This window comes from Streptomyces sp. NPDC002888, from assembly GCF_042888465.1.
Classification (GTDB): domain Bacteria; phylum Actinomycetota; class Actinomycetes; order Streptomycetales; family Streptomycetaceae; genus Streptomyces.
Genome location: NZ_JBIAPU010000032.1, coordinates 81,793 through 94,988 on the forward strand (window position 1 = coordinate 81,793; position 13,196 = coordinate 94,988).

Annotated in this window: 9 protein-coding genes; 5 read left to right on the top strand and 4 right to left on the bottom strand. The window is 69.5% G+C overall.

Features of this window, described 5'->3' with window-relative positions; translation table 11 throughout:
• Positions 1–277: 277 nt before the first annotated feature.
• Both ACFYWX_RS38510 and ACFYWX_RS38515 read left to right on the top strand, forming a co-directional pair.
• A complete protein-coding gene (locus tag ACFYWX_RS38510; protein ID WP_389429629.1) occupies positions 278–655 on the top strand; it encodes a hypothetical protein in 378 nt (125 codons plus the stop codon).
• Between the two features lie 344 nt (positions 656–999).
• A complete protein-coding gene (locus tag ACFYWX_RS38515) occupies positions 1,000–2,691 on the top strand; it encodes an alpha/beta hydrolase (RefSeq protein WP_389429631.1) in 1,692 nt (563 codons plus the stop codon).
• A gap of 330 nt (positions 2,692–3,021) precedes the next feature.
• Here the strand turns inward: ACFYWX_RS38515 and ACFYWX_RS38520 are convergent, their stop codons facing one another.
• Both ACFYWX_RS38520 and ACFYWX_RS38525 read right to left on the bottom strand, forming a co-directional pair.
• On the bottom strand, positions 3,022–3,666 hold the full coding sequence (locus ACFYWX_RS38520; RefSeq protein WP_389429632.1) for a shikimate kinase: 645 nt from the start codon (positions 3,664–3,666) through the stop codon (positions 3,022–3,024).
• Between the two features lie 355 nt (positions 3,667–4,021).
• Positions 4,022–4,381 carry an excisionase gene (locus ACFYWX_RS38525; protein WP_351920824.1) on the bottom strand — a complete coding sequence of 120 codons (360 nt, stop codon included), beginning with the start codon at positions 4,379–4,381 and terminating at the stop codon, positions 4,022–4,024.
• Between the two features lie 68 nt (positions 4,382–4,449).
• Between ACFYWX_RS38525 and ACFYWX_RS38530 the strand changes: the two genes are divergently transcribed.
• Complete coding sequence (locus tag ACFYWX_RS38530; RefSeq protein ID WP_389429634.1) at positions 4,450–5,424, top strand: Clp protease N-terminal domain-containing protein; 975 nt, start codon at positions 4,450–4,452, stop codon at positions 5,422–5,424.
• 762 nt (positions 5,425–6,186) lie between these two features.
• Complete coding sequence (locus ACFYWX_RS38535) at positions 6,187–7,302, top strand: FAD-dependent oxidoreductase (protein ID WP_389429690.1); 1,116 nt, start codon at positions 6,187–6,189, stop codon at positions 7,300–7,302.
• A 348-nt stretch (positions 7,303–7,650) separates the two neighbouring features.
• Here the strand turns inward: ACFYWX_RS38535 and ACFYWX_RS38540 are convergent, their stop codons facing one another.
• Positions 7,651–8,046: a LacI family DNA-binding transcriptional regulator gene (locus ACFYWX_RS38540; protein ID WP_389429691.1), complete on the bottom strand. Its 396-nt coding sequence runs from the start codon at positions 8,044–8,046 to the stop codon at positions 7,651–7,653.
• A gap of 202 nt (positions 8,047–8,248) precedes the next feature.
• Between ACFYWX_RS38540 and ACFYWX_RS38545 the strand changes: the two genes are divergently transcribed.
• On the top strand, positions 8,249–11,182 hold the full coding sequence (locus tag ACFYWX_RS38545) for an NACHT domain-containing protein (protein ID WP_389429635.1): 2,934 nt from the start codon (positions 8,249–8,251) through the stop codon (positions 11,180–11,182).
• A 20-nt stretch (positions 11,183–11,202) separates the two neighbouring features.
• On the opposite strand, the gene ACFYWX_RS38550 is transcribed toward ACFYWX_RS38545, so the two are convergent.
• Positions 11,203–13,128 carry an AMP-dependent synthetase/ligase gene (locus tag ACFYWX_RS38550; protein ID WP_389429636.1) on the bottom strand — a complete coding sequence of 642 codons (1,926 nt, stop codon included), beginning with the start codon at positions 13,126–13,128 and terminating at the stop codon, positions 11,203–11,205.
• Positions 13,129–13,196 lie beyond the last annotated feature (68 nt).

Consider the following 13,196-nt stretch of genomic DNA (forward strand, 5'->3'; position numbering starts at 1 on the left):
CGGCAGTCGTTGCGCCGGACTCCGGTGACCGCCGATGCTCTTGGTGTCGCACCGACCAGGGCCGGACCGACCAACCGGCATCGGCGATGTCCGACACGCATGCACCAACGGTTGCCTCCATGGCCACCGCTCTTGATACGTCGTCACACACGCTCACGATGCCGGTCGCCGTACTCGTCGCACCACCGGCCTCGCCCCTGCTGACCAGCGGCACCCGCAACGGATCACGATCTACAGCTGCCGTGTCAGACGATCTGCTCAATTTCTTGGAGGTTTGATGAAGTCCGTCATCCGAAAGGCGGCCGCCCTCGCGGGCGTGAGCGTGGCCGTCGCAGCCATGTCCGCGACCGGCGCATCGGCAGCCCAGGCGGAGCCCCCCACCCACGGCTGCCCGTACCCCTATGTCTGCTTCTACGTGGACGAGCACGCCTGGAACGCGGGCACGCCGATCGCGAAGTACCGCGATGTCACCCGTTCCTATCAGACGGTCAGGTCCCGCCCGCATTACCACGTCGTGAACACCCGGAACGACGACGTGGCGTATCTAAGGCTCCAGGACGGGGCCTCGATCTGCCTGACGCCGAATACCGAAACCGTGTTCACGAACACCTACAGCGTCACCGGAATAAAAATCTCCAGCAGTTCCACCTGCTGAATCTGCTCGAACGGTCGGCGGGTGCGTGCGATTGCGTCCGCCGCCGGACAACGGGACAGGCGGGAGGCCAGGGCTCCGGCATGGTCGTGACTTGCCTGGAGTGTCTTCTCCTCGGCTGGCCGTGGAGGCGGGCCTCGCAGCTCATCATGAAGATGGGCCGCCTCCAGCCAGCCTCTGCTTGAAGGGGATCGGTGAACGGCCCTGTCGTCGCCCCTGGTCACAGCATTCCGCCGTTCGGCCGTGTTTGACTCGCGTGCCTTGCCGGACGGCGGTGGTGTTGACACGGATGCGTGCCGTCGTCCGCGCAGGAGTGGCGTCGGGCGCTCAGACGTGAAGGACAAGGCATGCACATATCTGGACTGGTGGCGAGCCGTCGGAGTACTGCCGTGGCCATGGCGGCGGTGGTGACCTGCTCGATGGCGCTGGCCTGGCCGGACATTGCCGCAGCCGGCGGTGGGCCGACGCCCTCGGTGCCCGCCCCGAAGCTGGACTGGAAACCCTGCGTCCAGGGCAGTCCGTTCGACTGCGCGACCGCGAAGGTGCCGCTGGACTACCTCGATCCCGGCGGTCGCAGCATCGAGCTGGCAGTCGTCAAGCGGAAGGCAACCGGCCCAGGACGGCGCATCGGCACCCTGTTCTTCAACCCCGGCGGACCCGGCGGGCCGGGCACTGTCCAGATGCCGCAGAACTACGAGTCCTTCCCGCGGAAGGTGCGGGAGCGGTTCGACATCGTCAGCTGGGACCCCCGCGGGATCGGCAACAGCACGGCGGTGAACTGCTTCGAGAGTTCCCAGGAAGCCGACGCCTGGGCTGCGAGCAAAGCGGCAGGCTTCCCGGTGGGCGAGCGGGAGCGGGCGGCCTGGATCGCCGCGTACAAGGATCTGGCCCGGCGCTGTCAGCAGCGGGACCCCGAGCTCCTGCGGCATGTGTCGACCGCCGACACCGCTCGCGACCTCGACCAGCTCCGCAAGGCAGTGGGTGACCCACAACTCACGTACTACGGGATCTCCTACGGCACGATCCTGGGCGCGACCTACGCCAACCTCTTCCCCGGCAAGGTCCGCGCCATGATCCTCGACAGCAACTGGGACCCGCAGGCCTGGACGAACCACGCCTCCGACGACGAACCCCGGCTCACGTCATTCCAGCGCCTGGGCTCGGACCGCAGTGCGGCAGCGACCCTGGACAGGTTCCTCGCCCTGTGCGGGTCCACCACCACCGACCGCTGCGCCTTCTCGGCCGGCGGTCCGAAAGCGACCCGGGACAAGTTCGACCACCTGATGCGGCGGCTCCGGGAGCATCCCGTGGGCACGTGGACCTACGCCCGTACGGTCGATGACGTGGTGAACAGCCTCTACATCGTCCACCCCGGGTGGACAAACCTCGCCGGCAGGCTGCAGGACCTGTGGCGGGGCCGCGTCCCGGAACCGTCCCCACTCCCGCCCCCACCACCGGTCCCGAATCCGAATCCGTACTTGGGCGAGGAACAGGGCGCTGCGGTGATCTGCGGCGACAGCCCCAATCCACGTGACCCCGGCGTCTACCACGCCCTGGAGGAGGCCAGCGCCACCCGTGCGGGCGACGCCGGACGCTTCTGGACCTGGGCCGTCGAGGCGTGTGCCACGTGGCCGGCGGTCGCCGCCAACCGTTACCGCGGCCCGTGGAACAAGCCGACGGCGCACCCCGTCCTGGTGGTCGGCACCACCTACGACCCCTCCACTCCCTACTCGGGCTCGCAGGCCATGGCCAAGGAACTGGCCAATGCCCGCCTGCTCACCAACAACGGGTACGGGCACACCGCACTGCTCAACCCCAGCAGCTGCATCGGTGCGCACGAGAGCCGCTACCTCATCGACGGCACCCTCCCTCCGCCCGGAACCACGTGCCGCCAGGACACGCCACCCTTCTCCACACCCAAGCCGCACGGCGGTGTCGCCACCGGCGGGGGCGGGATGGCCGGAACGCCGGTGATCCGGTCGTCCCCGCCCTCCCGCGTTCGCCAGATCCGTGCCGTTTCAACTCCGTCGGGCGCGTAGTAGCCCGACGCGGCACGGTCGAGAGCCGTTGGCCCGTCGAACTCCACTTCCACAGCGGCGGGGACCACCGTTCTCACCGCGCAGACCGCCGCGCACGTCTTCGTGGCCAAGCGCTGAGCCCGTCGGGGCCTTCGTCGTGGTCCGGCTCGGTCTCAGCGGCCGAGCCGGCCGGGTCGGTCCATCGGTGGCGGAAGGTGGCGGCCGGCGTTGACGTGCTGGTGTGCCACATGGTGGCGGCGACGTTGACCGTGTGCCCCGTGGGCACGATCTCGTCGATGTGATCGAGGAGATCGCCGGGCAGGTCAATGCCGTCGGTTGTGCCAGGCGACGTCAGAGTCCGAACGCGGTGGTCACCTGCTCAACGAGATCGTCTTCCGCCATCGTGGTATCGACGTGGATGGTGCGCAGTTGGAGACGTTCGGTTTCCCCCTCAAGGCGTGTTGTGAACATGCGATCACGCTCGGCAAGGTTGCGGCCGGCCTTTGCGGGATCGCCGGTCTTCCATACGAACCCTTCCCCTGGTATCGACCGACTCTGGATGGCGGCCTGGCGGAAGTCGGGTGTGGGTAGAAGCCAGACGGCGTGCTCAGGAGCAGCAAGTAGAGGCTTCACGAGGTGCGGCAGCAGCCGAAATCCCTCGACGATGACGCACGGCTCCTGCGGCAGGCGAAGGAGATCTTCAACGATCAGGCCGAAGCCCTCACCTCGAAACCAGTGGAACGTCTCAAGCATGACTTCAGGAGTCCGTCCCACCCATCGCTCGTCCATGTCCATGGCGATGAACTTGTGCAGGTAGGGGGCCTCTTCGGGAGTGGTCCGCCCCGCGTGATCACGCATCACGTCGTCGGTCGCGTAGAGACACCAACCGTAGCGATCGGCGAGTCGGCGGGCGATTGTCGACTTTCCTGCACCACTCCCGCCGCCGATCCAGAAAACGTTCCGCAGCCGTGCCGAAAGCTCTGCGTCGTCGGCCACCTCTTCATACTGTCCGGGCTGCATCTTTCTCCCATTCAATGGGACGACCAAGGCGAACCTCATTGTGGTCGTCGTTGTTGGTGGCTTTCTCTGCAACCACCGTCCACAGGGCTGGCACCAAGGCCTTCCAGGCCGTTGGCAGTGACCGTGCGCCCAGCGATTCGACTGAGGTCGGGCATGCCGAGGTTCACAAGCGTGCTCGTGGATGCATGAGGTTCCGAACGCCCGAGCGCAGGTCCCCATGGAGAGCTTGCGGTTCTCGAAGTGGGCGAGGAAGGCGTCCCATTCCTCGTTCGTCGGGCTCCGGCGACGGTGGCACCGTTCTGGGCCGATGGCACGGTGCTGCTCGCGCCGGCTACTTCCGCTCCAGCGCGGCCAGCCGCAGCTCAAGCTGGTCAACCCGGTGCCGTAGCAGGGTGACCTGGGCTTCCAGGCTGACTTCCCGTTCCGCCCTGCGCTGAATGCGCGGTGACGCGGCGGCGCGCTCGATCACCGCGTCCAGCCGGACCAGGCGCTGCGGCCCGTTCGGGCCGTCCACCAGCCGGGACTGGATCTCGCCATTGCGGTACCAGGACCGCAGGGCCGAGCGGGAAACGCCGGTCTCGGTTTCCGCCTTGGCCAGCGTGACCCAGGGTGTTTCGTCCAGCTGCTCGAACAGCTCCAGCTCATTCTGCCAGCGCGCGAGCCGGTCCTCCCAGTCCGACGGTGTCTCCATCAGACCCTCCCTTCAGCACGGTGACCTTATCAATAACAGTGTATTGACACGGTTGAGACCATAGAACCATGCCATTTGAAAGGTTCACGGTGAAAGCCCGCAAGGTGGTCGTCACGGCTCAGGAGGAGGCGAGGCTGCTCAAGCACAACTACATCGGCACGGAGCACATCCTGTTGGGGCTGCTCGACGCGCCGGACAGCACGGCGGCGAAAGTCCTGCACCAGCTCGGGTACGACAAGGAGACGGCGCGGGTCGATATCGCCGCGGTGGTCAAGCCCGGCACGGAGGAGCTGAGCGGCCATATCCCGTTCGCGCCGAGCGCGAAGAAGACGCTGGACCTCGCCCTGCGCGAGGCGCAGCAGCTCCACCACACCTACATCGGTACGGAACACATCCTGCTCGCCCTGGTCACCGGGGAAGGTGAGGGCGTCGGCGCGAAGGTTCTTGCCGAGCGGATCACTCCGATCAGCAAGGTCCGTGCCGCGGTGCTGGCATCACTGGGGGGATCGCAGGACGTCGCGGCCGGACCATGGCCGGCCGGCACACCGGCCACCGAGGACACCGTGTCCGTCGCCGGCGCGCTGGCCGGTGGCGCACCGGTCGGCAGCCATCACCTGCTTGAGGCGATGCTGCGGGCGGAGAACAGCATGGCGGCCAGGGTGCTGCGCGAACTCGGGGTCGACCCGGACGCGGTCGCCGCCAAGATCGACGAACTGGATCCGGAGACGACCACGGACGCGAACCCGGAGGAGGCCGCCGCGCGCAAGATGGAAATCCGGCTGGTCGACGATGAGGTGCACCTGATCCTGCGGGACCCGGCAACGGTCACGATCGCCAAGAAGGTCACCGAGCTGTCCGGCGGCCCGATCCAGGGCGTCGGGCCGGTCGCCGGCCTGTTCGTCCCGCTCTGGCGGTCGACCAACCACCTGCTGCTGCAGATCCAGCGCATGCTGGAACCGGAACCCGCAGAAGAGGGCGGATCCGCCGCGAGCAACGTGGCCAAGGTCGTGCGCACGGTGCTCGCGCCCCGGCTCCGCCGGTGAACCGGCTGATCAGAGGACCGGAAAACGGTCGGCGGGACAGGCGAGGACGGGGGCGTGGTGAGCGACGATGCGCTGGCACCGTTCTCGCCGGCGACCAGGGCGTGGTCCACAGGGGCGTTCCCCGCGCCCACCGAGGCGCAGCGCCTGGCGCAGGCCGTCGCCGCCGGCCAGCACGCGCTGGTAGTCGCGCCGACCGGCTCCGGCAAGACGCCGGCCGCGTTTCTCTGGGCACTGGACCCGGCCGGCCACCGACCCGGTGCCGGCGGATCCGCCGGCACGCTGCCGGGTGCTGTCTCGCTGCTGAAGGCGCTGGCGGTGGACGTCGAGCGCAACCTGCGGGCGCCGCTGGCCGGCATCGGTGCCAGGCCGCCATCCGGCTCGGCCGACCAGGGCCGGCGATCACGGTTGGCATGTGCACCGGCGGCACTCCCGCCACCGGGCGCAGGGCGTTCCTACGCACCCCGCCGGACATCCTGGTCACCACACCGGAGTCGCTGTTCCTGCTGCTCAGTTCCGCCGCGGGAATCACTGCTGGGAGGTGCGCACGGTGATCTGTCCGGCACCGAGCGCGGCGCGCATCCGGCCCTGTCCCTCGCCCGGCTGGACACGCAACTCGGCAAACCGGCACAGCGGATCGTCCTGTCCGCGACGGTCCGGCCAGTCGAGGAGGCGAGCATCTTCCCCGCCGGCGAGCAGCCGGAGGATCGTGCGGTCGGCGAACCGGAAATCGATCCGACTGCGGGTGGAAGTTCGGAGGCAACCATGACCATCACCATCGTCGGAGCCGGACTGGGCGGCCTGGCCCTTGCCCGTGTGCTGCATGTGAACGGCATGGACGCCGTCGTGTACGAACGGGAATCGTCGCGCGGCGCGCGCGGTCAGGGCGGCATGCTTGATATCCACTCCGGGACCGGGCAGTGGGCGATGCGCGAGGCCGGCCTGATCGACCAGTTCCACGCGATTGCCCGACGTGAAGGCCAGGACCTGCGACTTCTCGAGCCGGACGGCACCCTGCTGCTGCAGGAGGATACGCCCGACGACGCCCCGCGCGAGCGACCGGAGGTCGACCGTGCCGATCTGCGCAACCTGCTGCTGGACTCTCTCCCCGAACACGCGGTGCGCTGGGGGCACGCGTTCGAATCCGCCGACAGTGGCCTGCTGCACTTCGCCGACGGCAGCAGCGCGACGTATGACCTACTGGTCGGCGCAGACGGCGCGGGCTCCCGGGTCCGCGCGCTGCTCACCGACGCCCGACCAGCGCACACCGGCCAAAACGTCGTTGAGCTCGGTATTCCCGACATCGACCGCACCCACCCCGACCTCGCGGCGATGGTTGGGCGCGGCAACTACTGGGTGCTCGGCAACGGACAGTCCCTGTCGGCGCAGCGGAACGGCGACGGCCGCGTACGCATCTACGTCAGCTTCTACAACACCGCCGAGGACTGGTTCGCGACCAGTGGGATCCCGTTCGGCGACCCAGCCGCCGCCCGGGTGCGGTTGATCGACCTGTTCACCGGCTGGGACTCACGGTTCACCGCACTGATCGCAGCCTGCGACGACACGGTCCTGCCGTGGTCGATCACCACTCTCCCGGTCGGCCTGACCTGGCCGTCGACGCCAGACGTCACGCTGCTCGGCGATGCCGCGCACCTGATGCCGCCGGTGGGGCAGGGCGCCAACATGGCGCTGCTCGACGGCGCCCTGCTCGGCCTCGCGCTGGCCGCGCACCCGGACGACTTTCCCGCCGCCGTCAAAGAATACGAACGCGAGATGTTCGAACGCACCAGCGTCGTCGGCCGGCAGTCCGCGCACATCCAGGAAATCCTGGCGTCGCCCGACGCCAGCCAGAAAATGCTCGCATTCTTCCAACCGGGCTGAATGTAGCCGAATACGACCAGGCAACCGGCCGATCAAATCTCACCGCGATGTCGCATTTGGAATCCGTCCGACATCACTCGTGAGATTGCGACATCAGCCGCGGGACCCTACATGTCCGTAGGGTCCCGCGGCTGAATCTGACGTGGCGGTTTACCAGGAGCGGTCTCAACGTCTCAGGCCGATGTCACAGTCGCTCAGTCTCACGAGGATGGCACTTCCTCCAGCTTCACGGATGAGGTCAGCGAGGCGGTCTCAGACCCGGCGGGGCGAAGCGGGGTGCCGTCCTTCAGGAGCGCCATGGGGATTTGTCTGGGCCGGTGGGTAGTGCGGGCCGCGCATCGGCACTCATCACCGCCCTCCGCCGCCGGGTGGCGGGGCGGTCGAGTTCCGTACAACGAGCTCCGTGCCGACCTCCATGTGTTCCATCAGCAGATTCTGTCCGTCGATGACGGACAAAAGCGCGCGGGCCGCCTTCTGGCCCATGTCGTGCAGCGGCTGACGCACGGTGGTCAGGCCGGGGAAGCTCTGTGCCGCCTGCGGAAGGTCGTCGAAGCCGACCATGGAGAAGTCGGCGGGCACGGTGAGTCCGCAGGACCGCGCGGCGTCTATGGCGCCCAGTGCCATCAGGTCGGCGCCGGTGACGATCGCCGTGGGGCGGTGTTCGGTGATCAGCCGGGAGGCGGCGCGGAAGCCGCTGGCGTAGGAGAAGTCGCAGGAGGCGACCAGCTGCTCCTCGACCTTCAGCCCGGCGCCGGCGGTACACGGCCGCTATGCCGCTGACCGGGGACAAAGCGCGTCTGGTTTCGGCGAACGCGAACGCGCGCGGCATGCTTCCGTGCGCCTCCTCCGGCACCGGTACCCGGCCGCCCGGCACCTCGTTCACCTGGGACGGGCCGATCGCGGACAGGGGGGTCAGGCCATGTGGGGTCCTCTGCGAGAGGCACGGGTGCAACGACGGGTCGGGCTGGGTGTGGCCGCCGCGGCTCTGGTCGCGCTGGCCGGAGCCATGGCGTCCAGAGGGACCCGCGCCGACGAGGCGTCGATGTGGACCTCCGCCATCTCCGCGTTCCTCTCGGTCTGCGCCTTCGTGGCCGACCTGCTGCGCGAACCGGCGGACAACCGCAGGAGCACCGATCGCAGGCAGCGGGCGGCTGATGAACTCGCCGAGGCGGTGCAGGTCCAGTGGGCGGCCGAGGCGCGACTGCGCCGGCTGCAGGACCCCGAGCCGCTGAACGTCCACTGGTCCCGCATCGGCCCGCCGATCGCCGACCACGGGCAGAACGTGCGGCGCGGGCTTGCGCTGCCCGAGCCCCGCGACGGCGACCAGCGCCTCGACCGGATCGTGGAGACGTTCAGGGAGCTTCCCTCCGGTCGGCTCGTGGTGCTGGGTGATCCGGGGGCCGGAAAGACCATCCTCGCCGTGCAGTTCGTCCTCGGGACGCTCGCAGCTCGGCAGCAGGGCGGCCCAGTGCCGGTGCTCTTCGCCCTGGCGAGCTGGGACCCCCGTTCCGCAGGGTTGCGCGAGTGGCTGGCCGAGCGGCTGGCCGCGGAGTACCGGCCGCTGGCCGCCGCCCGCGGGGAGCGCACGCTGGCCCGTGAGTTGCTGGACGCCGGACTCGTACTGCCCGTGCTCGACGGCTTCGACGAGCTTCCCGAGCCGGTGCACAGGGACGCGCTGCGGCACCTGAACGCCGAACTCGACGACGGGTTGCCCGTCCTGCTCACCAGCCGTACCGCGGACTGGACCCGAGCCGTACACAGCGGCGACGTACTGACTTCCGCCGAGGTCGTGGAACTGCGTCCGCTCGACTTCGCCGCCGCGCGCGCCTACTTGGAGAGCACGGCACGGTCGCGCGGCGACGGCTCCACCGCATGGACGCCGGTCCTTCAGGATCCTCCCGCACCGCTGGCCGAGGTCCTCAAGTCGCCGTTGACGGTGGCACTGGCACGCACGGTGTACGGGGACCTGTCCCGTGACCCGGCAGAACTCCGCGACACCCAACGCTTCCCCGCGGCGGAACGCATCGAAGCGCACCTGCTGGACGCATTCGTCCCGGCGGCATTCGCCGGCGTGCACGGCACCTGGCGCCCGGAGGCGGCGCACCACTGGCTCCGCCGCCTCGCCCGCGACGTGGGCCGTCATGACCGGGAGCGCGGCACCTGGCGGCTCGCCTGGTGGGAGCTTTCGGAATCGATGCCGAGGGCGATGAGGGCGATCGGACCCGCCGTGCTCGCCATGCTCGCCGCCGTCTGGCTGGTGCCGCTGGCCCGGTACGGGGACGGTGCCGCCGGTGACTGGGCCGCCTCGCCGCCGTCCATGGTCGTCCATCTGACGGGGATTCTCCTGGGCCTCTGCTTCGGGCTGGCCTTCCTGCTGCCGGCCGGGTCGGGCCCGGTGCGCGGGCCCGGCCAACTGGGCCGCATGGCGGTGAAGCTGACCGCGGCGGTTACGGTCGTCGGCACTGCCTTCGGACTGCTCGTGCCTCCTGTGGTCGGTCTGCGGTTCAGCGATGTGATCACACCCAGGCCTGCCTGGTTCCTCAACGGGTGCTTCTTCGGGCTGATCGTGTCGATGCTGTTCGCGGTCGCTGGTCTGCCCCGGTGCCCGCTCCCACAAGGCCTGCCCTGGAGCGGCAGCCGCAACCGGTGTGGAGCTTTCCGCGTGCTGGGGATCGTCATCGCGTTGTCAGGTCTGCTCACCCTGGCCGCGGGCCGGCACGTGCTACCGGCCCTGAGCTGTCTCGTGGCCGGCCTGATGCTGTGCCTGGGCGCCCAGCGCTACGGGAATCGGGTGACTGCCCCGTACGCCGGACCCCTCGTGGTGCTGCGGGGCTTCGGGAGCGGGCTGCTGCGGGGCCTGCTCGTCTGCCAAGCCATCGGTGTCCTCGCTTCCGTGGTCTTCGGCGGCGCCATGGGGGCATTCGCGGCATACGAGGTCCGGTCGGTGTCCGCGCCGGCGAACGTCGGGTTGACCGACGACTGGCACGCCCGGGTGTCGGCCGACGGCGTCCGTACGGTCACCTCCACCAAGCCGTACCCGTTCGTGCTGCTGCATGGCAGCGACAGGGCCGCGCCGCTCGCGGTGCCGAGGGATGCCGAGATCGCGTACAAGGGGCGGGTGCCGGAAGACGTCCGCAAGAGGGTCCGGATCCGTATGGACAGCGGGGGACCGGTCCTCACCGCTGCGGGCGTTTCCACGGCCGACGCCTGGAATGTGGTGATCATGTTGCCGCGGCCGGTCCAGCTGTGGCTCGTGCAGCGCCCCACCTCTGTCGTCATCCGGGACGCGGTGGTCCCGCTCGCGGCCTTCGGGGTGTTGATCGGCGCCATCGGGGGGTGCGCCTCCGGAGTCCACCGGGCCCTCAGCACGCCCTCCGACATGATGCGGGCCAGCGGTCCGCAGAGCACTCTTCGCACCGATCGCGCGGCCGCGCTCGCTCGCAGCGCGCTCGCCGCCGTCCTCGCGGGCGGGGTCTGCATGGCCTTGATGTGGGCCGTCCCCAGCGGCAGTCTGCTGAACACCATGCCCACCGAGCTGTGGGTGCCGGTCGGCACCTCCACCGTCGCCCTGAGCGCCTGGGGCCGGCTCGGTTCGGCCCGGGTCTGGCTCGCGGTGACGGGGCGCGCGCCATGGCGGCTCATGCGGTTCCTCGCAGAGGCTCACCGGCGCGGGGTGCTGCGTCAGTCCGGCGCGCACTACGAGTTCCGCCATCTGCGCCTCCAGCAGCGCCTCGCCGCGGCGGCGGACGCCGACGGCACCCGTGCCCGGCACGAACCGTCCCCGATCCCGAATCGTCGTCGGCCCGCGCCGGGTTCACCCACGGCACCTGCCCGACGTCGGCCTCGCGGATCCGGGTCGGGCACGCGCCGACGACCCTGACTTCCCGCCCTCTCCGGGTGTCAGCGCCGAGGTGCGTACAACTCCTCGATCTGCTCCGCGTACACCGCCATCGCCTCGCGCCGTTTCACCTTCAGGGACGGGGTCAGCAGGCCGTTCTCCTCGGTGAACTCACCGTCGACGATGGTGATGGCGCGGATCGACTCGGCGCGCGAGACCGCCTGGTTGGCGTAGTCGACGGCCTTCTGGACATCGGCGCGCATCCGCGGGTCGCGGGCGATCTGGGACATCGGGGTGTCGGCGGGCAGTTTGCGGACGGCCAGCCAATGGGCGACGGCCTCGGGATCGAGGGTGATCAGGGCGGCGACGAAGGGCCGGTTGTCGCCGACGACGAGGCACTGGCCGATGGGCGGGCGGCTGCGCAGGCGGTCCTCCAGGACGGCCGGGGAGACGTTCTTGCCGCCGGAGGTGACGATGATGTCCTTCTTGCGGCCGGTGATGGTGAGATAGCCGTCCTCATCGAGGGAGCCCAGGTCACCAGTGGCGAACCAGCCGTCGGTGAGGACCGCGTCCGTGGCGGCCGGGTCGTTCCAGTACGAGCCGAAGACGATGCCACCCTTGATGAGCACCTCACCGTCGTCGGCTATGCGGACGGCGGTGCCGGGGACGGGCAGGCCGACCGTGCCGGGGCGGGGCGCGAGGGGCGGGACGATGGTGGCGGCGGCCGTCGTCTCGGTCAGGCCGTAGCCCTCGTAGACGATGATTCCGGCCGCGTAGAAGAACAGGTTGAGGTCGCGGTCGAGTGGGGAGCCGCCGCTGATGGCGTAGCGCATGCGGCCGCCGAGCTCCATGCGGACGCGGCGGTAGACCAGCAGGTCGTACAGGGCCCAGGCGGCGTACAGGCCGGGTCCTGGCCCCTTGCCGCGGCCGAGGAACCTGTTCAGGTACGCCTCGCCGAAGCGGACCCCGATGCGGCGCGCGCGGTCGAAGGAGGTACCGCGGCCGATCTTCTCGGCGGTGGCGCGGCCGGTGTCGTGGATCTTCTCGAACAGGTACGGGACGCCGACCAGGAAGGTCGGGCGGAACGCCTTGAGCGCCGGGCGGAGCTCGTCGGGCTTGATGCTCGGGCAGTGCCCGATCTCGATGCGGGCCATCAGGCAGGCGATCTGGAGTGTGCGGCCGAGGATGTGGGCGAGTGGGAGGAAGAGAAGCGTCGAGGCGGTCTGGCCGGTGACCTCCTCGAAGAGGGGGTGCAACAACTCGACCGCGTTGGCGGCCTCGGCATGCAGGTTGGCGTGGGTGAGGACACAGCCCTTCGGCCGGCCGGTGGTGCCGGAGGTGTAGCAGACGGTCGCGATCGTGTCGGGGGTCAGGGCCGTACGGCGCTTGGTGACCTCCTCGTCGGGCACGTCCTGACCGAGGGCGGTGAGGTCGGACAGCGCTCCGCCGTCCAGGTGCCAGACGCGCGGGGGTTCCGGGTGGCCGGCTGTACCGGTCGTGACGGAGGCGGAGTTCTCGGCGGTTTCGGTGACGACGTAGCGGGCGCCCGAGTCGCGGACGATCCAATCCACCTGGTCGGCGGAGGAGGTGGCGTAGATCGGGACGGTCTGGCCGCCGGCGGCCCAGATCGCGAAGTCCAGGACGGTCCACTCGTAGCGGGTGCGGGACATCACCGCAACCCGGCCGCCGGGTTCGAGGCCTGCGGCGATCAATCCCTTGGCCACGGCCGTCACTTCACGGGCGAACACCGCCGCGGGCACGGGTTGCCACGTCCCGCGTTGCTCGCGGCGCAGGACCACGGCGTCGGGGGCCTCCATGGCGTTGGTGAACGGGATGTCGGCCGTACTGCCCGTGGCCGCCCTCGGCGCGAGGGGCGCCGCGCGGACCTCGCGAACGACGCCGTACTCGTCCCTGACCGTCTCCAGCTTCGTGCGGGCCGCCAGGTCGGTGCGCTGCTTCGCCCGTTTCAGATCCTTGTGTACGCCCATGACGGCTCCCGGTCGCGGCTGAGGATGGCGTGCTGTCGTACATTACTTACTCGGAAGTAAAATTACTC

Bases quoted from the DNA above. Each gene is read 5' to 3' on its own strand.
- ACFYWX_RS38510 (WP_389429629.1), top strand. From the start codon at position 278: ATGAAGTCCGTCATCCGAAAGGCGGCCGCCCTCGCGGGCGTGAGCGTG.
- ACFYWX_RS38515 (WP_389429631.1), top strand. From the start codon at position 1,000: ATGCACATATCTGGACTGGTGGCGAGCCGTCGGAGTACTGCCGTGGCC.
- ACFYWX_RS38525 (WP_351920824.1), bottom strand. From the start codon at position 4,381: ATGGAGACACCGTCGGACTGGGAGGACCGGCTCGCGCGCTGGCAGAAT.
- ACFYWX_RS38530 (WP_389429634.1), top strand. From the start codon at position 4,450: ATGCCATTTGAAAGGTTCACGGTGAAAGCCCGCAAGGTGGTCGTCACG.
- ACFYWX_RS38535 (WP_389429690.1), top strand. From the start codon at position 6,187: ATGACCATCACCATCGTCGGAGCCGGACTGGGCGGCCTGGCCCTTGCC.
- ACFYWX_RS38550 (WP_389429636.1), bottom strand. From the start codon at position 13,128: ATGGGCGTACACAAGGATCTGAAACGGGCGAAGCAGCGCACCGACCTG.